This is a genomic window from Virgibacillus sp. AGTR, from assembly GCF_016919725.2.
GTDB lineage: Bacteria > Bacillota > Bacilli > Bacillales > Amphibacillaceae > Virgibacillus > Virgibacillus salarius.
The window spans coordinates 15,444-37,688 of the sequence record NZ_JAJERH010000032.1; the positions used below are offsets into that span (position 1 = coordinate 15,444).

The window sequence follows — 22,245 nt, forward strand, 5'->3', positions numbered from 1 at the left end:
ATTTAAAAAGCTCTCATCCTTTTATTTTACCAAAGATGAGAGCTACTACATAACTATTTGCCAAGGCTTAAACTCGCTTGAGAAAGCGGCCAATATTTCACATCTACTTTCCCTACAAGCTGTGTTTGTGAAATAAACCCAAACGATCTGCTGTCCAGACTATTATCACGATTATCGCCCATTACAAATAGTTTTCCTTCTGGAACCTCTGTTTTACCCGTAATTTCTTCTAAGGTAAAGTTTTCGGTGTATGGTTTTCCATTACTTGCCTGAACGAACTCACTTAAAAATCGTTCTTCTACATATTTTCCATTTATATATAAGTTATCGTCCTTATATTTTATTTCATCCCCAGGAACACCTATTACACGTTTTACATAGTCCTCCTGTTTATTAGCGTGAAACACGATGACATCAAAACGATCCACATCCGTTAGATCGTAGACGACTTTATTAACCATTAATAAGTTACCATCGTTTAATGTTGGCTGCATGGATTCTCCGTCTACAACATAACTAGCAAAAATCACAGAACGGAATACCATCGCAACTATGATCCCAAGCAATACAAGTGGAATCACTTTTCGATATTTTATTTTTTTCATGCCAAACCTTCCTCCAGAGTATGTTCTCTTTACATCATACCCTGGAGGACAGTGTCTTAACCCTTTTCAGAGCCTATTTCATCATTTTCAAGCGCCTTTTTCTGCAAACGCTTCTCGATATACTTACCAATAATCCAAAAAAGGACGATGCAACCTCCAACAATTATAGTCTTCACCGGATTTTTAGCAAATTCCATAATACTTGAGCCTACATAAGCAATGGAAAAGATCATCACCGATTTCCCCATAATTACAGCAAGAATAAACTGTTGCTTACTAATTTTCGACAAGCCTGAAACAACATTGATGACAGAGGATGGTGAAAAAGGAAAACACATTAATAAGAAAAGTGGTCCAAATCCATGTCGCTCCAACCAGGTTGTCACTTTCTTTACTTGTTTATTCCCTCGAATCGTTTTAAAAATTCGTTTATTACCAAGCTTGCGAATGACTAAAAATACTAAGACAGCGCCCAGTGCTGACCCTGCCCATGATAATAAAAAGCCTTCAAGCAACCCATATGCCGCTGCATTGGCAAATACAAATACAACCAATGGAAGAAAAGGGAGAAACGCTTCAATGAATGGCAACAATATCCCTGGTAGTGGCCCTAAATTCTCGTAATTATGAAGCAAGTGCATAATATATTCATCGAAATTGTCATTTTCAATCATTGTTTTCCAATCCGAAAGTTGGATGTCTAATAAATACATGTAGTAAAATCTCCTCAATATGTAAATGTCACTTTATCCTATTTTTAAGTCTATCTATTTTTATTTTAATGTAAACATCTAATTATGCATAGTCATATCCTTAATTTGCCACTTTCTTTTCATTTCTAATAGTTACCATTGATTAGTTTATTAATTTTTGCATATACTATGAACAAGAACAAACGTTCTTGTCAAGGAGGGAGATTGTCATGCGCTATCTAAACGAAGAAGAATTAACGATTGCTTCTCGCTTTCTGTTCCTATCGATGGCCATGGTCGTTATACAACAAGACATGCAACATTTCCAAAAAGGAGCGTTTAAAATCACAGAGCATTATATGGGACTTTTGAAAAGAATGGAGGCAGAAGCAGTCAATGAACGCAGAGTGTTACGAAGTACTATGCTTCATAAACAAATAAAGGTCGTTACATTAGAAAAAAATGATTCATTTTCTTCGTATTTATTCCTCTGCCGAGGTCGTGAGGAAAAACGGAATTATTTTAACCCTGCTATTCGAAAAAAAGTCCTAACTATTCTTGAGGAATTAATGGAAAAGGGGCAGTCCGATCAATATGCTTCTGCAAAAACCTAATACGATTATCTAAAAGATAGCGAAACTGCGCAGTTCGTTGAACCTGATTTAGCGCAGAACCATAGGAGATATCAAGAAATACACGCTTGCCATTCTTAAACAGGATTTCTGTACCATAATTAGCTGCTTTAAGAACTTGATCAATATGGGAGTGTGCAATCCATGAACATTTGGAGCTTGAAGGGGATGTAGTCGGGAAGAAATACATGCCACTAATTGGATCAATTGTGATTGGTGCTTTATGTGTAATTCCACAGATATCTTTGGTACCCTCTTGTCGACCTTTTAAACTTGCACCAAAAAACTTACAAGCATGATCGACAATTTTGCTAGGAGAAAAGCTGACTGGATATTCAGCTTCTTCTTCTAATACCATAGTAATGGGGTTATCTTTGGAATCACGTTGGGCAACAAGAGCAACAGTCAGTGGGGTGATTTCTGGTGTAGATGTATACAAATTCAACATTAAAATGCTCATCCTTTCCGAAGAAAAGAAAGTGGCTTATATATTAATTTATCAAAATTATAGAGAAAATGGAAGATAAAAACAATATCTTCACAAAATTCAACGATTGTTTTCTGCATCACCCTCATGTTTTAATTCATAATGCGATGGAGTGGTTTGCTCCTGTTTCTGAGATACATCAAACTCAGGATTTAACCATGTAAAAGTAGCAAGCTCCTTCTCTTCATCTTCGTATAAGTTCATCCCTTATCACCTCTTATCTCTATTCTCTCTCAATTTATACACAACCATACATTATTTGTTCAGTCTTATCCCACAACAAAAAAGAGGCTAACTATATAAAGTCAATATTTTTAGCGACAAAAAATGAATATTTCTTTCTTATAAATTAGGGCACGACAAATAAGCTTGATGATTTAGGAGTTTTTTTAATTAATCATCAAGCTATCTCCTTTATAGTTTAATCGTTGATGCTGATGATAACCTTCTCCTCTCTTTTTGTATTACATTAAGCACCAACTTCTTTATAAGATTCACCTGTCTGTATTAAATGGAATATGACTCTTATTAATTTCTTTGCTACATGACTTAACACGACATTAAAGTGTTTACCTTCTGCTAGCTTCTTCTCATAATATTTCTTGAATGTTGGTGAGTAGATAGAAACCAATCTTGAAGCATGATACATTGCCCATCGAAGTTGTGGTGATCCTCGTTTAACCATTTTTCCGGTTCCTTTATAGTTACCAGACTGATATATGGATGGTTCCATTCCAGCGAAGGCTAATAGCTGACCTGGATTATCAAAGTTGAGGACATCACCTATTTCTGCTATGATTATACTACCGAGTCGATAAGAAATTCCGGGAATGGTTACAATTGGTGAATCGAGTGTATCCATCATTTCTTGAATTTTTTTATCGACTTCTTTTATTTGCTTCTCATACAAATCTATCTGTTGTATGATTTGAGTTAATTCAAATTCCGTAATGGAAGAATAGCACCCAACACTATCTTTCGCTAATTGTTTAAGAAAATCAGGTTGAATGCGACTATTATTCACTCCTAGCAGTTTAGAAAGTGTTTTTTCATGAGCCATCGCAATTCTTTTGGGACTTGGATACTTTTTAAGTATTTGTATCATGTAACTCGAATAGCGAACTTGACCATACGTAGCTAATTCAGGAAAGCTTTTTTCTAAAATTCGAGTATACTGTGTTTTAAGAAGGCTTTGATGCTTTCCTAGTCTGCTTCTAAATCTCGTCAATTCTTTAAGTTCTTCGGTAATCTTATTTTGAATTTGTTCTCTTTTTTCGAAATCCCCCATTACCATTTTTGCGATGACTAAAGCATCTGTTTTATCTGTCTTTGTCTTTCTCAATGTATGAACTTTGGAAAATTCTTTAACTAGAATGGGATTATAACGATACACTTGATAATTATTTTCCCTTAAAAATTTTAAGATAGGAGCGTTATAATGACCTGTATCCTCCATTGCTAGCTTACATTTTTGACCTGTTTGATATTGAATACGACAAATGATGGTATCGAGCTTTTGAAAACCTAATCGATCATTTACTATTATGAAGTCGTCTTCATAAATTTCCCCTTCATCATCAATAATTGCTACTTGATGTTTGTGCTTGGCCACATCAATTCCCACATAAATCATTAGAATTCCTTCTCTCCATTTTATTACGCTGTGCTTTCAAGCCACGCACTCCCTGTCCTGTATCCTTGTACGAAATCAAACGTCTGGCGTTATCTAACTGATTAACAGATAAACAAAGAGCTGTGGTTAGATTCTCTAAAAACCAGTTACTTAAAAAGTACTGTAGGCTGGGTTACTAATCCACAGCGTTGCTTTAAGTATAAAATGACTATACAAAAAAAGCACTAGGAGTAGCTAACCCCTAGTACTTAATATACAAGGCTGGGACAAAACACAACTTCTTTACTCAAAATACGAATAATCATATTATCAATAGGAGTATCATCGCCGCACCGTGAAACTATATTCGTTTTCCGCGGGCACGGCCTCAGCTAACTTTGGTAAAGAAAAACACGTTAATACGTGGATCTTCGGACGCGTGCTGTTACCGCCGGAGTCTCGCTTATTTCAGGTGCTAAATGAATGATTCTGATCAAAAAACGAACGATAAGCAAAAATAATCATCGTTCGTTTTCGTTTTTAATTGTTTCTTCATTCTCTTGTCCCAGCCATTTTTTCTTCTCAATTTCGTGTATGCGATCTTAAATTTTTTCGTAATATCTTTCCTGTCGTATTTTTAGGTAATTCCTCAAGAAATTCAACAGTGGAAGGAATTTTATATTTTACTAGATAGGTAGCACAGTATTCCAATAACTCGTCCTCTGTTATAGAAGAATCATTAACCACAACGAAGCTGCATACAGCCTCTCCAGTTTGACTATCGGGAACACCGATAACAGCAACCTCGGAAACACCTGGATGGGCGTATAAAACCTCTTCCACTTCTCTTGGATATACATTATACCCACCCACAAGAATCATGTCTTTTTTCCTATCAACGATATAGAAGTACCCTTCATCATCCATTCGAGCCATATCTCCTGTATAAAGCCAACCATCCTTTAAAGCAATTGCCGATTCTTCCGGCATTTTATAATAGCCTAGCATAACGTTTGGTCCACGAACAACAAGTTCGCCTACTTCTCCCACCTGTACTTCTTCGCCAAACTCATCAACTACTTTGTTTTCCACGTGAAGGATACTTCTACCAATAGATCCTGGTTTGCGCGGACGATCCAATGGGTTAAAACAAGTTACTGGTGAGGCCTCAGATAACCCGTACCCTTCTGAAACCTTCACATGGAAGATCTCCTCAAAGGACTTTAAAAGAGCCACAGGCATAGATGCGCCGCCAGAAATACATAAACGAATCGTAGAAAAATGATCTACCATCTCTTTCCCACTTCGTACCAAGTAATTATACATTGTAGGTACACCAGCGAAAATCGTGGCTTGATATTGTTTACTAACTTGAAACACATCCGTAGGTGAAAATTTAGGCAAAATCAGTACTGTTCCACCATTCATTAATGGAGCGTTCAACGAAACCGTTAAACAAAAAACGTGAAACATAGGTAATGCAGCAATCACACGGTCTTGATTATTTATTGTTAAATAATCTGCTGTATCTTTTGCATTAGAATATAAGTTTTTATGTGAGAGCATCGCTCCCTTAGGTGTTCCTGTCGTTCCAGAGGTATATAGGATAATAGCCAAATCCTCTTGATCCAAAGAAGGGTCTATAAAGCTTGTTTCTCCAAGAGCTAAAATTTCAGTAAATGCTTTTGTTTTTTCTTGAAGAAAGAGTGGTGATGATACGTTTTTCTCGGAGTCGCAGACTATGTAATGATTAATCGCAGGTAATTGATCATCGATTGCATGAAACTTTTCCAATAATACATCCATTGTAATAACAGCCTTGACATCTCCATTCTTCACTATATATGTCATTTCACTTGATGTATATAAAGGATTAATTGGAATAATAACTAGACCAAGTCGTAACGCGCCATACAGACCAATGACATAATAAGGACTATTACCAACAACTAAGGCAACATGATCTCCTTTCTTGTATCCTAAGGATGCTAGGCCAGAGGCAAATAGCGAAACAGCATGATTCAGTTCAAAATAAGACGTTTCTTTATGTTGAAACACATATGCCGTCTTGTCAGGATACTTTTTTGCAGTAACAGCTAATTGTTCACTTAAATTCACTGCTAATCCTCCTCATGCATAATGAATGAATAATCATTCATTATGCAGCATTTTTTAATAGAAGAATACTTCCCATTACTTTGGCTATTCCTCTATCTTCAAAAACATATGAATTATTTTACTATTTTAGTATAAATTACGATTTTTATCATTTCAAGTGCAAGCGTTAACAAATTGTGAGAAATTCAAATTCTATTCCTTCACAGTAAGGAGATCACTGTGTTAAAAGCAAATTAGGCCAAAAAAAAGACATCCTTAGTTGGATTTCTTTTTTTCTCTATAAAACGAATAGACAAAGTAGATAGATAGTAATGGAGCCGTCGCCCCTGCGGAAGCAGCAACTGCTGAAGATCCCGCTAGGAGCGAGTTTGATTCCTGTAAAAGCTGCAGCTGTCCGTGAAAAGATGACGGCTCTAATTGAACTTCTAAAAAGCCCTAGGCTTAACAATTATCTTCATTTAATAAATTAAATTAATAAAATCATCTTTAGAAATTTTTCCTAAGTAATGAGATACATCAACATTTGCCAATGCTTCTTCCAGAGCTTGGCGATTATGACGAACACCTACTAACTTTTCTTCCATGACTTTTATTTCACCAATACCAAAGAAATCCCCATAAATTTTACAATTTCCAATGACACCTTTTTTAACATCTAGTCGCACATCAACAAGACCAGCAGGGAATTTATGTGATGCTTGAATGTTGAAGGATGGTGATTTCCCATAGTTCCATTCCCAATTTTGATAGCGCTCACGCGATATTTGATGGACATTTTCCCAATCTTCCTCAGTTAACTCATAGCGCGGAACATCAGCAACATCCTCTACGTCGAATACATGTCGCAGAATAATCTCTTTAAATTCATCAACGGTAATTTTTTTCTCAAGAAATTCTGAAATGTTAGCAACACGACTACGGATTGACTTAATTCCCTTTGACTCAATCTTTTCTTTTTTAACTTTTAATGCAGAAACAACATTTTCTATTTCAGAATCCAGCATAAGTGTACCATGGCTGAACATTTTCCCTTTGGTTGAATACATGGCATTCCCTGAAATTTTCCGACCTTCTGCAGTAAGGTCATTTCTCCCTTGTAGTTCAGCTGGCACACCAAGTTTATTTAAAGCATCAACCACTGGTTGTGTAAATTTAGCAAAATTTTGAAAGCTATTTCCATCATCTTTCGTTATGAAGCTAAAGTTTAAGTTACCTTCATCATGGTATACTGCTCCGCCACCTGATAATCTACGGACGACTTTAATGCCGTTATCATCTACATATTGTGTATTTATTTCTTCGATCGTATTTTGATTCCGACCGATAATAATAGATGGAGCATTCACATAAAATAGTAAATATGTATCTTTCTCACCAAAATTTTGCAATACATATTCTTCAAGTGCAAGATTAATTGATGGGTCTGTAATCCCTTTATTGTCAATAAACTTCATCGTTTATACTCCCTTCAACATAAAAATAGGTATTTAGTATAGCTTTAGTTTAATGTAAATAAGAGTAGTAATCAAAAAATAAACCTAGCGCTCCCAAACCAAACCTTCTTTTGCAATTTGTATTACACCTTGATAAATCTGTTCCGCCTCTTCTTTTAATTGATTCTTATCACCGTACTGAGGCAAATGACTTAAAATTAGCTGTTTAACATTAGCTTGTTGTGCAATTGATGCTCCTTCACTACTAGTCATATGCCCTACATTTGTCCCATCTTGTTCCGCATAAAGATTGCAATCTGTAATCAAAAGATCTGCATTCTTCGCAAAATCAATCCAGTCTATATGATAACTAGTGTCTGCTGTATATACAATAACATGTTGACCATCTGTAATACGCATTCCATAACAAGGGACTGGGTGCTTCGTTTTTAGAAAAGTAATGGTAAACGGTCCTACGCTTAAAGGCAATGCTGGGTCATATTCTATTCCCTTTGTAAATGAATGTGTCAATGAATCAAATGCGTCTCTATCCTCTGTATGTGCAAAAATGGGTAATACACGGCCTACTCCTGTTATATAATAGTTGACCAATCTTGCATACTGTAGAACTCCAATATCAGCGATATGGTCGTAATGATAATGAGACAATAGGACAACGTCCAAATCTGAAATTGCTTTAAACTGTTGCAATTTTGATAAAGCTCCACTAGCCATATCTAGCACCATGCTATAACCTCTCGTTTCTAGTAAATAGCATGAAGTTGCTCCATTTGGCGCAGGATACCCACCCCAGCAGCCAATAACAGTAAATTTCATAAGCATACACTCCTATTTTTTATTTTGTTGTAACACAGTATTGACTAATTGAATACTGTTATATTACAATGAGTTTAATTCAATCAAGAGGAGGAATCACATGATAAACGTCATGGAGTTTTTTAGAAATCTACCTAAGAAAAAGTGTAGTAAATGTGGTCATGAAATGGTTGAGAAAGCAGATTGCTACGGTAATTTATGTGACGATTGTGATCATCCAGCTAGATAATGTTATCATTTAATTCTTGATAAAGAAATAATCTTTGTAAGTGCTATTTCCATCAGTGGGGGTTTTGCCTTCACCCCCACGTATTATTTACGATACCGTCGACCTTTGTAATGTGGATAAATCAAAATCACCAGAAACCAACAGCTTTAACCTACCATAAAGTGAGTTTTTATTGCCAAGCTATAAGCTCTCTAGCCCCCAGCCAGAGGTTTTCTCCTTAAAACAAAAGCACAAGCGCCTGATTAGAAGCCTAGCGACTGGAGCGAGTCAACGGAGATAGAGCTTGCGAGCCGATGTTGACTTAGATTAGGGCGGTTCGTGAAGTCGCGTAGTTTCTAGGCGCTGGAGCTGGACGAGGCTCAACACGCCCATCTTTATCCACTTGGGCAAATTTTATAATTTCCTAGACTAAAAAAGCCGAATAGAATTTCAGCTTCTATCCGGCCCACTGTATATATGATTACTGTAAGAATGATATGACATCTTGTGCGGTTTGCTCACCTTGTTCAATACAATCGGGAATACCAGCCCCATCAAAGGAACATCCTGTTAAAAACACTCCTGGTACATGTTTATTAGCCTCATTACGCACTTCAGAAAGACGCTCCAAATGTCCTACAGTATATTGCGGTCGTGAATTCTTCCATCGAGTAATGACGCGAAACTCTGGCTTTGCTTTAATTTTCATGGTCTTATTTAAATCATTTAAAACAACATCCGTCAATTCATCGTCAGATAAGTCGACTACAGACTCGTCATTTGGTCTCCCTACATAGCACCGTAGTAAGATCTTTCCTTTAGGTGTCGTTGTTGGCCATTTCTTATGCGTCCATGTACAAGCTGTGATTTGATAATCGCTGCTTCTTGACACTAGAAAGCCTGTACCATTAATATCCTTTTTAATAGCTGACTGATCGAATGCTAAAACAACATTTGCTGTAGATGTAGATGGAACAGTAGTAAATGGTTTAAAGAAATCATACTGGCTAAAAATTTTTGGTATTGTAAAATGCGGTGTAGCCATGATGATTGCATCAGCTTTATACACATTTCCATTGCTTAGTAACAAATGGTACCCATGCTCCTTTTTTTCCACATGATCAACAGATGTTTGCAAGGAGATGATGTCGTCGTCAAGTACTTCTTCCAAACGATTCACAAGTGTTTCCAATCCATTTGTAAAGGAAAAGAATACGCCTTCTGGATTTTTCTTTTTACGCTTATCCGCCTTTGGCATCGTTTTCTGCAAGCCCTTTATTACACTACCATATTTTTGCTCCAATTGATAAAAGTTCGGATAGGTTGCCTTTAAACTCATTTGGTCAATATCCCCAGAGTGAATTCCAGATAATAATGCCTCAATTTGATTTACTAATAACTCATTTCCAAATCGACGGCGGAAAAAAGCACCTAGTGATTGATCGTCCTTTTGTTTCCCTTTAGGCAATACCAAATCAAATAACGCGCGAGCCTTACCCTTTGGTGAAATTAACTTAGAAGTGAGTAACGGTCCGATATCCTTTGGAACTCCCATAAACGTTCCTTTAGGCATCTTATGTAATCTATCATTAACCAATATATAGGATTGTCCTGTTGCATTACGGACGATTTGCTCTTGTAACCCTAATTCTTCCACAAGTTTAACAGCAGGCTGTTTTCTGACAAGAAGTGAATCCGGACCTTGTTCAATCGTAAACCCATCACGTCTCAAGGTTTTTATTTTTCCACCTAAGCGGCTATTTGCTTCAATTAGCTTAATCTCATAGGGTAGATTTTTTGCTTTTATCTCTTTTTGTAAATAGTAGGCAGCAGATAAGCCTGTTATTCCGCCACCCACAATTGCAATCGTCTTGGTTGGCTTCATTGTACTTCACGCTTTACTTTTTTCAAAACAACTTCAGACAATGTACGAATGAACTGGGGATGAACATTCGGCATTTCCGGACGATAGTATGTTGCTCCTAGCTCGTCACAAACTACTTTGCATTCATAATCATTATCAAATAGTACTTCTAAATGATCCGCAATAAAGCCGACAGGCGCATAGACAAATGTACGATGTCCCTTTTGCTCATAAAGATCTCTTGTTAGATCTTGTACATCAGGTCCAAGCCAAGGATCAGGAGTATTCCCTTCACTTTGCCAACCAATTTCATAATTACGAATACCCGTTTCTTTAGCAATTAACTTCGCTGTTTCTTCTAACTGTTGTGGGTATGGGTCACCATTTTGCAAGATTTTTTCTGGCAGGCTATGTGCTGAAACAATTAGGACTGCTTTTTCACGCTCATCCTCTGTCATTTTTTCGTAGACAGCAGATATTTGATCTGCCCAATACTTAATAAATCCTGGCTCGTCATACCAGCTTTCTACAGAAGTAATGGATGTCACGCCATGCTTAGCAGCTTCATCATTCGCTCGTTGATTATAAGATTTAACACTAAAGGTAGAATAGTGAGGAGCTAATACAATGGAAACAGCTTCCTCAATACCATCATTTGCCATTTGCTGTACAGCATCCTCAATGAATGGTTCGATATGCTTTAGACCGATGTAAGCTTTAAATTCAACTTCATCCTGTAAAGCATTTAAATTTTCTTCTAATGCCGCTGCTTGCTGCTCTGTTATTTTTGCTAATGGAGAAATTCCGCCAATTGCTTTGTAACGATCTTTTAAATCCTGTAATGCAGCTTCATCTGGTTTTCTCCCATGGCGAATATGCGTGTAATAACGTTCGATATCCTCCTCTTTATAAGGTGTTCCATAAGCCATTACTAATAATCCCAATTTTTGTTTTCCCATTACCAAGCACCTCTTCATTTAGATTTCTTGCTTAAAGATTATTTGTTCTTTCCTGTATATTCATGAATAAAGGCCGTCAGTTTTTCTAATGTAGCCGGTTTGATATCCGGCGTAACCCCGTGACCAAGGTTAAATACATGATTGCCATCTGCAAGGCCTTCATCCAGAATAGTTTTGGTTTTCGTTTTAATCATTTCCCAATTCGTTAGTAGAATCGTTGGATCAAGATTTCCTTGGACTACTTTGGTTACCCCGATTTGTCTAGCTTCAGCAATTGAGGTACGCCAATCCAAACCAATAACATCCACCGGCAAGTCATTCCATTCAAGTAATAAGTGCCGTGCACCAACCCCAAAAATGATTAGTGGTACTTGATGCTTTCTCAACTCGGAGAAAATACGCGTCATTACTGGTTTTATAAACACACGATAATCAGCAGCATTTAAGTTACCTACCCAGGAATCGAAGATTTGAATAACTCGAGCTCCCGCTTCAACCTGGGCATCCACATACGCTATCACCATATCTGATAGTTTGTCCATTAAAGCAAACCATGCATCTGCTTGCTGATACATGAATGCTTTCGTTTTATTGTAATTTTTAGAAGGTCCGCCTTCGATCATATAACTAGCTAACGTAAACGGGGCACCGCTAAATCCAATTAAAGGCACATCTAGCTGCTCTTCCGTCAATAGGCGAATTGTGTCCAACACGTATGGAACATCTGCTTTCGGATTAATTGCACCAAGCTTTTCTACATCATGAAAAGATGTAATTGGATTATGAATAACTGGACCAATTCCCGATTTAATTTCAACATCGACGCCAATAGCAGGTAATGGCGACATAATATCTTTATATAAAATCGCAGCATCCACGCCATAATTTTCAACGGGCAATCTAGTAACATAGGCACATAATTCTGGTTGATGCGTAATTTCAAATAATGAATACTTCTCCTTTAGAGCCCTGTATTCTGGTTGGGATCTCCCCGCCTGACGCATAAACCAAGCTGGTGTATAATCGGTAACTTCCCCCTTATATGCGCGAATTATCGTATCATTTATTTTCTTTGACATACCATCCATCCTTTTCACGTACTTCATTAGCCACTAATAACTATATCGATTAATAGTAAACCTGTATAGTAATGCTTACTGATTGTCATGAATTTGTCTAAATTACCACGTTAATTGTACTGATTTAGAGCGTTTACCTTCTACTTTTGTTAATGGGTTATAAGGAACAATATAATACCTTTTCGATCTAAATAATGCGTCATCGATCGTAAATTCTGTAACACCTTCAACTTCGCCAATTCGCTCATCTATGCCAGCTTTATCACGGTAAATTCGATAGATGACACGTTTATCCGTAGACCCCTCCCATGTCAGCTTACCCCTTACTAGTGATATACTCCCAAAGGAATAACTAGCTTGTAAATTCTTGATTTCAGGGAGGACTATCGGCTTCGGAACAGCTGTAACCTTTTCTGGTTTTGTAAATGACTGGACAAGTGAATCCTGTTTATCCAACTCCGTTAAAATGCTTTTTACAAGCCTTGTTGGGTATTCACTACCACCAGTTAAGTAATGCTCCTTATCCGATTTATCATATCCCATCCATAATGCCATGACGTATTCTGGTGTATAACCGGCAAACCACGCATCTTTTGTCTTTCCTTTGACTTGCAAATGTTGTGTCGACCCTGTCTTTCCAGCTAATGCTTTAGAAAAATCTCCAGCACTTGCAGTTCCACTGGCCACTGTTTCTATAAGCATCTCCGTCATGTTCCAGGCAACCTGGGAATCAAACACTTTCGTAGACTTTGGCTTAGCATGGAATAATAGCTTTTGATTACGATTATAGATACGGTCTATCGCATTCGATTCGATCACTTTTCCTTTCCGTGGAAAAACGCTATAGCTTTCCATTAGCTCAATGGGGGTTATTCCCTCCGTCAGTCCTCCTAAGGCAATTGCAAGTCCTTCATCCTTTATAGAAAGGTTTAGTTTGCTTAAATATTGCTTAGCATTTGTGATGCCAATCTCATTTAAAAGCCAAACAGCCGGTGCATTTTTTGAGTGAATGACTGCATCATAAATAGAAACAGCTCCTTCATAATTATCGTCATAATTTTTGGCCGTATAACCATCATAATCAATTTCTTGATCTGGTATAAGTGTATAAGGCTGAAATTTTTCTTTTTGCATCATAGCTGGTCCATATACTGCAATAGGCTTCATCGTCGAACCTGGTTGTCTTGATACTGTAGCACGGTTCAGGTCACCTAGTTGATAATCTCTACCTCCGATAATGGATACGATCTTTCCGGTTTTCTGCTCCATCATAGCAAAGGCTCCTTGTGTACCAGCAGTATTACCTGGGAAATAATTCTCGTTTTTAAACTGATCATATGCTACTTTTTGTGCAGTATCATTCATATTTACAATAATTCGATAGCCTCCGCGCTTCAGTTCTTCCAATGATAGATCATGCTCAGCTGCGGCTTCTTTCATGACAAAGTCAACATAGCTCGCAGCCCATGGTTTTGGATCCCATTTATTCACATCTAACCCAAGAGATCTCTGTTCCTCTTTAACGCGCTGTTCTGTAGTAATTACACCTGCATCCTCCATCGATCTTAAAACAGTATTACGTCTATCCTTAGCCTTGTCAGGGTGGTTTATTGGAGAATACCCATTTGGTGCCTTAGCAAGCCCTGCCAGCAAAGCTCCTTCGGCAATCGTTAATTCTTCAATTGGTTTGGAAAAGTAATAATTTGCAGCAGTTGCTACACCATATACCCCTTGTCCAAAATAAATTTCATTTAAGTACAATTCAAGAATGCGTTCCTTAGGAAGTGTTTGTTCTAGGTAAACAGCTGCCATCACTTCTTTCGTCTTACGTAACCATGTTTTATCATTCGTGAGAAACAGGTTCTTAGCAAGCTGTTGTGTGATGGTGCTAGCTCCTTCCACTTTACTCATTGCAATAATATCTTTGTATATCGCCCGAAACACAGAACGGAAATCGACACCAGCATGACCATAAAACCGCTTATCTTCAATCGAAATAAACGCCTCTTGAACATGCTTTGGGATATCAGCAAGTGAAGCAAGGGTGCGGTTCTCATTGTATAATCGACCTATGATTTCTCCATCCTCAGTTTCAATCGTAGTTGTAGCATTTAATAAAAATTTCTCATCATCAACTACTAGCCTACCTGCAAATACAATGGCAGCAAAACTTAAGAATCCAATAAAAATAATAAATAGACAGCTATAAAGTATTACCTTTAATTTACGAACAAGGTGGGAACGCTTGGACTTCCTTCTTTCTATTCTGCTCATTTGTTCACCTCTACACATTCACACCTACATTATACGACACAAATCTACAATCTTAAAGTTTTATACTTCATATTAATTAATAATTATTTCAAATAGATTCTAAAGAAAGATTTATGTGAATGCAAACAAAAAACAACCCCTATAGCAAAGCAGAGTTTGTTTTAATCACGATTAAAGATTAACTGATTTGTTAGATAACCATTATTTATAATTTCTTCTAAAATTTTCTCCTTCACTGATTCTTCTACTTTATATTCTGTCCAAACATTTATCTCAAGCTCTTTAGCTTGTAGTGATATTAGTTCAACAGAAATCTTAGCTTTGGAAAGATGCATGTCGATGATGGCAGTTACATCAGCTTGTGCTGCTTGAGTTATTTTCTCAATATCATATGCATCACTAATTTTTTTGTCGGCGATATTCTCACCAACATAAAACAATAATTCAGGTTCACTGACCTCATATGCAGTAGCATGATACGCTCCATGCATCACATCAAAAGAAAGTTCTTTAATAAGGAAGTTGCTATCGTATTTAGCTTCTAAATAATCCCTAAAACTAGCTTTGGCATTGGCCATCCCCCATGGTGTTCCATGAGCAACAAAAAATAAGACATATAGATAAAACCAAAAGAATGGTGACCGTAATTAACACGTTTTTAGAAAGTTTCATAGTGCTTCCACCTTTCCTAGTGTATAGCATAGCATATTTTCTAAATTGACAAATATTTATTTTCCACGTGTAAGATTTAATAAGAAAAGATATTGACTAACTAGTATCTGTATAGGGTATGATGACTATAAGAGCATTCAAGAAAGGGGAAATATAATGAAAGCTTTTATGACTAATGGAACTGCAGATTTTCTAAAGAAGCTTGAAGAAAAACATACGGATAAACAACTTTGGATCATGAGTTCAAATTCAGGATCACTTGCCTATTATGAAGATGAAAAGAAAAGCATATTTGCATCAGGAAGAGAATACGACATTCTAATCCACAAAGGAAATTTACAGGAAGAGGGATATGTCGTTATGAATAATATTCCAGTAACGGAAGAGGGGCAGCCAGTATTCGAGGATCGTTTTAAAAAACGTAAACACGAAGTAGACATGATGCCTGGCTTTCAAGCATTCCGGTTGTTAAAGCCCAAAAAAGGGAATACGTACGTTGTATTCACACAATGGAAGTCAGTACAAGATTTTGAAAACTGGAAAAACTCGGATCAGTTTAAGCAATCCCATAAAGGACAATCAACAAAACCACCGGCTTATTTCGCAGATAGACCATTCCTTACTACGTATCATATGTTAAGTGACGAATAAGGATATACTAAACTGGGGAGGTCTCAGAAGATGCATTTTCAACACAGTTGGAATAAAATACCTTTCTATGGACAGTTATTCAGCATCCTCGTGAGGTCACGAATTCCGGGGATTTTTACACGATTGCCTTTCCCATAGTAGGTTGGACATATTCTATGCCCATATGAACACTTGTAGATTCCCTCGTTATAATCCGTAATTAATGGAACTTCCTCTATGTTGTCTTTGCTTAGATACCTTTGATATTCACAACCATTATTGGGGATAAACAAAACACCTAATGATGGAAGTTTCACTTTATACAGTAATTTTCAAGAATAGTCGTTTCTGAATCCGCAGCGAATATACACTGCTTTTGTCGATACGGACCTTTCTCTAAAGTTTATAGCACATATTCTATGTACCACAAGGGTGACCTAAAAGCCTTTAAACCAATCGAACATTTACTGGCAGCCGCCCCCACTTACCTATATTGAGATTTCACCTTATTACTTGAAGTGGGGGATTACTGCCAGCTATATGTGGAATACAGCCTCTTTCTAAACCATAAGAAAAACGGAGCAAAATTCGCTCAGTCCTTATCACTAAATGCTCAGATTTACGCTTCCTCTAGTAGCTATTATGGAATAATAGCTACTGCTTGCTTGACCACCACTCCGGCTTGCCCACTTCCCTTTCCGTGGGGTTTGTCCTTCAGCTAACTTTTTTAGCAAAACCCGCTCAAAAAAGTGGATCTTCAGGTCAAACATTTCCCACAGGAGTTGAAGCGACCGGCCTTCGCTATTATCAGGCTCTACAACGCTAGCATGAAGTAACACAGCTGTTTTTATACTCACGGATAGCGATTTTCACTTTACCCATTGTAAAAAAAGTCAACCTATTTCTTATGACAAGAATTGTTGCACTTTCTCATAGCGGAGACGAATTACGTAGACTCCTGCGGGATTAGCGCGAGCCGAAAATCCACTTTGCAACGTGTTCTTCTTTGCAAAGTTAGTTGAGGCCGTGCCCGTGGAAAGCGAAGTAATTAGTCGGAGCATTGCCAATATACATCAAACATTTCAAAATAACTACTTGGCTTAACCAGTCATTGCACTGATTTTATACTTTCTTAACTTATAAGAAAAGCAAGCTAACTGTCATACAGTTGCTTGCTCTCGTTTACTAATTTTTTATAACTGTTAAACCATGATTATGAAAAAAATACATGACTTACTAGTTTTTTACATATTGATCAAAAAACGATTGAAAATTTTCTTCCCCTTTATCTCCTACAATACGAGCTACTTCTTTACCACCTTCGAAATGAATTAAGGTTGGAGTTGATTCTATTCCATACGCACTCCACTGATCATTAAATTCACGAAGATTCATTTTTTTCATATCCACGTTATTATCTTCAGCCAATGGCACAAGATAAGGCGTTGTATTCTGACAATGTACACATAATGGATCATAAAAATAGACAGTAACTGGATCGCCACTCTCCACCTTTTGACTTAAGTCATCTGGTAGAATTTGATTCCCGTAATTTGGATCATCTAACTGATCAATTGTCCCTTGATGAAGCTCCTTGTCACCATAAGGATTTTCATTTGACTCAACCGTTTTATTATTTTTATAATCAATAACAAAATATAGACCGGCAAATAATAGTACGATAACGCCAATAAATACTAGCATTTTTTTCTTCACTTATTTCATCTCCTTTTGCTCTTTCCATAAAATAAGGTGTAACACAAAAATAATGATGAATGCAGTACCTGCTAAAAACGGTATGGATACAAAACCAAAGTAGTTTACATAAGTAAGGTTACACGGAACAAGACCACAAGCTCCTCCTGTATCCTGCAATGCTGGTAACTTTTGCACCAAATAGTGGTAGGTTGAAACAAACATTCCAATTCCACTCATAATTAATCCGGGCAAAGCAATGGAAAGGTCTTTCTTTACTGCTGCAACACCATAGATAATGACTAATGGATACATTAATATGCGCTGAAACCAGCAAAGCTCACACGGTTCATAGTTCATAACTTCTGAAAAAAATAAGCTTCCTAGCAGTGCAATAAAAGCCTGAGCCCAAATAAGTAATAATAAATTCTCTGCTCTTTTAGAAATTTTCCCCATCGAAGAAGTCCTTTCTTTTTTGATAGGATCGACACCAAAATACTGTTCTTTATAAGTAAGCACCCTTTAAAAGCACAACAGTGGATAATATGCAGTCAAGGAACTATAAAGTCAGTCTTATCGCACTATCGAATACTATCCTATTAGTTTACTACATATGTATTATACAAATCTAGGGGGTGAATGACAAAAGGCTAGCTTAAAATCACTCCTATTCTGTGACAATTTTATGAAATTTGCTAGTTAATTACCTGACAAATGATTACGATGAACATACACAGCAGCTTGTGTACGATCATGGACCTCTAGTTTAGATAAAATATTACTCACATGTGTCTTTACCGTTTTAATACCAATAAATAATTTCTCACTAATTTCTTGATTGGTCATTCCATTGCCAATACATAATAACACCTCTAATTCACGTTCTGTTAATTCATCATGCCGTTTTTTTTCAACAGAACGAAAGCTCGACATCATTTTTCCAGCTACTTTCGGCTCAATCACTGTTTCACCTGCAGCAGCCTTTTTAATTGCGTCCGTAATCTCAGTAGCTGAAGATGTCTTTAATAGATAGCTAAAAGCACCTGCTTCTAGTGCTGGAAATACCTGCTCATCATCATAGTAACTTGTCAAGATAATGATCCTACATGGAGGATTCGTAGCCATGATTTTCTGTGTGGCATCAATACCAGTTCCATCCTCCATAATTAAGTCCATTAACACGACATCTGGCTTGGTTTCACGAATAAGTTCTACTCCTTCATTACCACTTGAAGCTTCCCCTACTACATCTATAGCATCGTCTGTTTGCAAATATGCAGTTAATCCCTTCCTCACGATTTCATGATCGTCTACAACAACCACTCGTATCATCGCCTCATTCCCCCTTTAACACGGAATTCGAATATCAATGTAAGTTCCTTCTTGTAAATTAGAACGAACAGAGAATGTCCCTCCTAGCTCTTCACTACGCTCTTTCATTGTTTTTAATCCATAGGATGTTTTTCTTTCATGTAATACATCAAAGCCTTTTCCGTTATCACGAACATGCATAAATAACTCATTGGATCGTTTCGCAATATCAATACGTACTTCGGTTGCATTTGCATGACGCAAGATATTTGATAATGATTCTTGAACTATTCGGAAAACTTGTTCTTCAATTGTTGAAGAAACCGATAACTGATTAGGAATACTAATATGGAATTCAATATTGCTTTTCTGTTGTAATTCATTTATTAATTTAGAAATACCATCTGACAATGACTCTCCAGAAAGGTATACGGGACGTAAGTGCAATAACAATGCACGCATTTCTGCCTGTGATTGAAGTGCGGCTTTAGACACTTCAATCATTTGTGTTTTTGCTTTTTCTGGGTGTTTGTCAAATTGCTTAATCGCCGCTTCCGATAACATCGTTAACGCAAATAGCTGTTGACTGACTGCGTCATGCAAATCTCTAGCAATTCGCTGCCTTTCCTCTATAACAGCTGCTTTATGTGCTGATTTAGCAAATTCAGACTTTTCATCCGCCATTCGTTGTAAGGAACGTACTTGATTTTGTAATTTTTCACCGAGCTCATTCATTTCATTACCAATACGCGTAATCTCGTCTCCTTCGTTAAAATAAACTTTTGTCGTATAATTACCATTAGCAAATTGGGTGATTTGTACAGAAAGATAGTCAAAACGATCCTTAACATCTCCACCAGACTTAAACCCTGCATATACCGAAATAATTAGTGCTAATCCAATATATAACGAGATAAATAAAAATATACTTGCAGCAGATAACCAATTTGGATGAAATAATACATAGATAGAGAGTAATATAGATAAAATCGTTACACATGTTAGAAACAATCCATATATATGTGAACGAATATAACTGTAACGAATACTAGCAAACCGCTGATTCATGTGGTTAACCTCCTACACATAATCTATTCGAATCGATCCAGCTTTTAATTTGATATTAAAGTCAATTTTTCGAAGGGATGTATCATAAGCTTTTGTTTCATAGGTTAAGGAACGATTAATCCCCTCTGCCGTTTGACCAATAACATTTACTTCCCCTGCCTTCACAGAAGCGTACACCTTGAACTCAACACTTTCAGGCATTAGAATTGTTACATCACCTGCGAGTGAATGAATGGTTATCGGTATTTCTTTATCTGGAATAAATGCCTTGGAAAAGTCAAAGTAGAAATCACCAGCCCAGTTACTTAGCTTCATTGGCTCTACTTTCCAATTCTGATTAATAAATTCATGACTACCAAACGAAAACATAGAGGTATGATCCCCATGATCTCCTTTATATTCAACCTTCATTTTTTTTCTACCTACAAGCATAAAGCCAATATAAATAATTAATAATGGCCATAACTTAAATATATCCCCAAATGTAAAGGAAATGATTTCGAATCGATCCAATAGAAGTAACGTTCCGAATAGGATAAAAAAGGAGCCAAAGATCCAGCTCCCCCCAATTTTTTTTAAAAAATCAAATAACCACTTTAATCCAATTACGATGAAAAATATTGGATAAATATATGACCAAGCCAAAGAAAAATTGAAATGAATTACTCCAATATTAGCTAATACGAGCATGACGCCTATTGCAATGAAAGTAATCGCAATAAAATAGCGCACCATATTTTTCATTCTGTTCACCCTTTTATGAAGAGATTAATGTTCGTAGTTTCTTGTTCTTTAAATTATATATGGCAATGAACATAACGACGATTCCACTGACGATAATAATTGTCTGTATCGACACGCCAACAGCAATTAATAATGATGTAATAACATAAGAGATTGGAACAAGTCCTGTTGATACAGTCATTAATAGACTCATCATTCTGCCAAGCATTCGTTTCTCCGTCGACTTTTGTAAAATCGTCATGATTGGTATGTTTACTAATTGTAAAAGGAATGCCAGGCTAGCAACTAAGCCAGCAGTTAGGTAAAGATAGGATGACATACCGATAGAAGTATAGATAACTCCTAATACGATTAAACTAATAATGACAGTTAATCCCTGCTTTTTTAGCTTTATCGATGCTAGGAAAATAGCACCAATCAATGCACCTATCCCCATTGCTGTTTGTACAATGGCCAAGCTAATTGCATTACCAGCAAAAATGTCCTTTACAATGATAGGCATCCCTATTGAAAATGGCCCTGTAAAAAAGAAGTTCAAGAAGAATGCAGTAAAAACAATGGACATAATCAGTTCATTTTTTCTAGCGTAGGAGAAGCCTTCCTTTAAATCCTCCAACGGTGTCTTCTTCTCCCCTGTCGCGTCCGCTTGCTTCAATCGCATAAATAATACAGTCAAAGAAGCGATAAATAACATGACAAATGCTACAGAAAAAACGCCTTTAAATCCAAGTAACGCTATTAATGTTCCACCTAGTGCAGGTCCTAAAATCGGGCTAATCTGTGTCGTCATTTGAATAAGAGAATTACCTCGCTGTAACTGCTCTTTTTCCAAGATCATTGGCGTTAATGAATTAATAACTGGGTAACTAAAAGCATCGGAAATGCCAAATAATGCAGCAAGCACAATTAAGTGCCATACGGTGACCGCATCCATAAATAAAAATAATAGTAAAACGAAAATTAAAATTGCCCTTGTAAAATCAGAAATAAATAAAATCGTACGCTTATTAAAGCGATCTGCTACTATTCCTCCAACTGTCAATAATAATAACCGTGGTACAGAGGCTGCGAAGAATAACATCCCAAAATAAAATCGATTGTCATCTAATGAGAGCATAAGCCATTCTGCACCAATTAAATAGACATAATATCCTGGTGCAGAAAACAATGATCCAATAAATAATAATATAAAATTACGATTTTTAAATATCGGTAAACCTTCTTGTTGATTTTGTTGTACTGTAGCATCCATTGAAAAAACTCCCCCTCGTCAAATTCGAACTATTCTTAGCTTACTTATATTTATAAACGAGAGAAACCTTCCA

Annotated in this window: 23 protein-coding genes; 3 read left to right on the forward strand and 20 right to left on the reverse strand. The window is 36.8% G+C overall.

Features of this window, described 5'->3' with window-relative positions; all coding sequences use genetic code 11:
- Positions 1-53: 53 nt before the first annotated feature.
- Both lepB and JUJ52_RS12700 read right to left on the reverse strand, forming a co-directional pair.
- Complete coding sequence (gene lepB / locus JUJ52_RS12695) at positions 54-605, reverse strand: signal peptidase I (protein WP_121604870.1); 552 nt, start codon at positions 603-605, stop codon at positions 54-56.
- Positions 606-661: 56 nt separating this feature from the next.
- Positions 662-1,318 carry a TVP38/TMEM64 family protein gene (locus tag JUJ52_RS12700; protein WP_121604869.1) on the reverse strand — a complete coding sequence of 219 codons (657 nt, stop codon included), beginning with the start codon at positions 1,316-1,318 and terminating at the stop codon, positions 662-664.
- Positions 1,319-1,527: 209 nt separating this feature from the next.
- Here JUJ52_RS12700 and JUJ52_RS12705 point away from each other — a divergent pair, with 209 nt between their 5' ends.
- The gene (locus tag JUJ52_RS12705) at positions 1,528-1,911 is read left to right on the forward strand and encodes a YhjD family protein (protein ID WP_121604868.1); all 384 of its coding nucleotides are present in this window, start codon (positions 1,528-1,530) and stop codon (positions 1,909-1,911) included.
- Here JUJ52_RS12705 and JUJ52_RS12710 read toward each other — a convergent pair.
- From JUJ52_RS12710 to JUJ52_RS12735, 6 genes are all read right to left on the reverse strand, one after another.
- Positions 1,850-2,377 carry a competence protein ComK gene (locus JUJ52_RS12710; RefSeq protein ID WP_121604867.1) on the reverse strand — a complete coding sequence of 176 codons (528 nt, stop codon included), beginning with the start codon at positions 2,375-2,377 and terminating at the stop codon, positions 1,850-1,852. The genes JUJ52_RS12705 and JUJ52_RS12710 overlap by 62 nt on opposite strands.
- Before the next feature lie 99 nt (positions 2,378-2,476).
- A complete protein-coding gene (locus JUJ52_RS12715) occupies positions 2,477-2,620 on the reverse strand; it encodes a hypothetical protein (protein WP_161629266.1) in 144 nt (47 codons plus the stop codon).
- Between the two features lie 265 nt (positions 2,621-2,885).
- Positions 2,886-4,049, reverse strand: a complete 1,164-nt coding sequence (locus JUJ52_RS12720; protein WP_228088992.1) for an IS110 family RNA-guided transposase — start codon at positions 4,047-4,049, stop codon at positions 2,886-2,888.
- A gap of 561 nt (positions 4,050-4,610) precedes the next feature.
- Positions 4,611-6,146: a fatty acid--CoA ligase family protein gene (locus tag JUJ52_RS12725; protein WP_026680609.1), complete on the reverse strand. Its 1,536-nt coding sequence runs from the start codon at positions 6,144-6,146 to the stop codon at positions 4,611-4,613.
- Between the two features lie 458 nt (positions 6,147-6,604).
- The gene (lplA, locus tag JUJ52_RS12730; protein WP_205388405.1) at positions 6,605-7,600 is read right to left on the reverse strand and encodes a lipoate--protein ligase; all 996 of its coding nucleotides are present in this window, start codon (positions 7,598-7,600) and stop codon (positions 6,605-6,607) included.
- Positions 7,601-7,684: 84 nt separating this feature from the next.
- Positions 7,685-8,416, reverse strand: coding sequence for an MBL fold metallo-hydrolase (locus JUJ52_RS12735; protein WP_205388404.1), 732 nt, complete (start codon positions 8,414-8,416; stop codon positions 7,685-7,687).
- 100 nt (positions 8,417-8,516) lie between these two features.
- Here JUJ52_RS12735 and yhfH point away from each other — a divergent pair, with 100 nt between their 5' ends.
- Complete coding sequence (gene yhfH, locus JUJ52_RS12740) at positions 8,517-8,645, forward strand: protein YhfH (protein WP_080668645.1); 129 nt, start codon at positions 8,517-8,519, stop codon at positions 8,643-8,645.
- A 460-nt stretch (positions 8,646-9,105) separates the two neighbouring features.
- Here the strand turns inward: yhfH and hemY are convergent, their stop codons facing one another.
- The 5 genes from hemY to JUJ52_RS12765 all read right to left on the reverse strand — a co-directional run bounded on the left by hemY (position 9,106) and on the right by JUJ52_RS12765 (position 15,378).
- Positions 9,106-10,509, reverse strand: a complete 1,404-nt coding sequence (hemY, locus tag JUJ52_RS12745; protein WP_026680606.1) for a protoporphyrinogen oxidase — start codon at positions 10,507-10,509, stop codon at positions 9,106-9,108.
- Entirely contained in the window at positions 10,506-11,447 is a 942-nt protein-coding gene (gene hemH, locus JUJ52_RS12750; RefSeq protein ID WP_205388403.1) for a ferrochelatase, read from the reverse strand. The genes hemY and hemH overlap by 4 nt, the downstream gene beginning before the upstream one ends.
- Positions 11,448-11,485: 38 nt before the next feature.
- Positions 11,486-12,526 carry a uroporphyrinogen decarboxylase gene (hemE, locus tag JUJ52_RS12755; RefSeq protein ID WP_026680604.1) on the reverse strand — a complete coding sequence of 347 codons (1,041 nt, stop codon included), beginning with the start codon at positions 12,524-12,526 and terminating at the stop codon, positions 11,486-11,488.
- A gap of 102 nt (positions 12,527-12,628) precedes the next feature.
- Positions 12,629-14,800 (reverse strand): transglycosylase domain-containing protein, encoded by a 2,172-nt coding sequence (locus JUJ52_RS12760; RefSeq protein ID WP_121604865.1) that lies wholly within the window; start codon positions 14,798-14,800, stop codon positions 12,629-12,631.
- Positions 14,801-14,961: 161 nt separating this feature from the next.
- A complete protein-coding gene (locus JUJ52_RS12765) occupies positions 14,962-15,378 on the reverse strand; it encodes a hypothetical protein (protein ID WP_026680602.1) in 417 nt (138 codons plus the stop codon).
- Positions 15,379-15,628: 250 nt separating this feature from the next.
- Between JUJ52_RS12765 and JUJ52_RS12770 the strand changes: the two genes are divergently transcribed.
- Positions 15,629-16,123: an antibiotic biosynthesis monooxygenase family protein gene (locus JUJ52_RS12770; RefSeq protein WP_026680601.1), complete on the forward strand. Its 495-nt coding sequence runs from the start codon at positions 15,629-15,631 to the stop codon at positions 16,121-16,123.
- A gap of 584 nt (positions 16,124-16,707) precedes the next feature.
- On the opposite strand, the gene JUJ52_RS12775 is transcribed toward JUJ52_RS12770, so the two are convergent.
- The 7 genes from JUJ52_RS12775 to JUJ52_RS12805 form a co-directional block, all read right to left on the reverse strand.
- Positions 16,708-16,959, reverse strand: coding sequence for a hypothetical protein (locus tag JUJ52_RS12775; RefSeq protein ID WP_121604864.1), 252 nt, complete (start codon positions 16,957-16,959; stop codon positions 16,708-16,710).
- 379 nt (positions 16,960-17,338) lie between these two features.
- Positions 17,339-17,818 (reverse strand): thioredoxin family protein, encoded by a 480-nt coding sequence (locus JUJ52_RS12780; RefSeq protein ID WP_026680600.1) that lies wholly within the window; start codon positions 17,816-17,818, stop codon positions 17,339-17,341.
- Positions 17,819-18,253, reverse strand: a complete 435-nt coding sequence (locus tag JUJ52_RS12785; RefSeq protein ID WP_026680599.1) for a disulfide oxidoreductase — start codon at positions 18,251-18,253, stop codon at positions 17,819-17,821. It abuts the gene before it with no gap.
- A gap of 243 nt (positions 18,254-18,496) precedes the next feature.
- Positions 18,497-19,129, reverse strand: coding sequence for a response regulator (locus JUJ52_RS12790; RefSeq protein ID WP_026680598.1), 633 nt, complete (start codon positions 19,127-19,129; stop codon positions 18,497-18,499).
- A 15-nt stretch (positions 19,130-19,144) separates the two neighbouring features.
- On the reverse strand, positions 19,145-20,176 hold the full coding sequence (locus JUJ52_RS12795) for a sensor histidine kinase (protein WP_026680597.1): 1,032 nt from the start codon (positions 20,174-20,176) through the stop codon (positions 19,145-19,147).
- 12 nt (positions 20,177-20,188) lie between these two features.
- Positions 20,189-20,920, reverse strand: a complete 732-nt coding sequence (liaF, locus tag JUJ52_RS12800) for a cell wall-active antibiotics response protein LiaF (RefSeq protein ID WP_026680596.1) — start codon at positions 20,918-20,920, stop codon at positions 20,189-20,191.
- Positions 20,921-20,933: 13 nt separating this feature from the next.
- A complete protein-coding gene (locus JUJ52_RS12805; protein ID WP_205388401.1) occupies positions 20,934-22,172 on the reverse strand; it encodes an MFS transporter in 1,239 nt (412 codons plus the stop codon).
- Between the last annotated feature and the right edge of the window lie 73 nt (positions 22,173-22,245).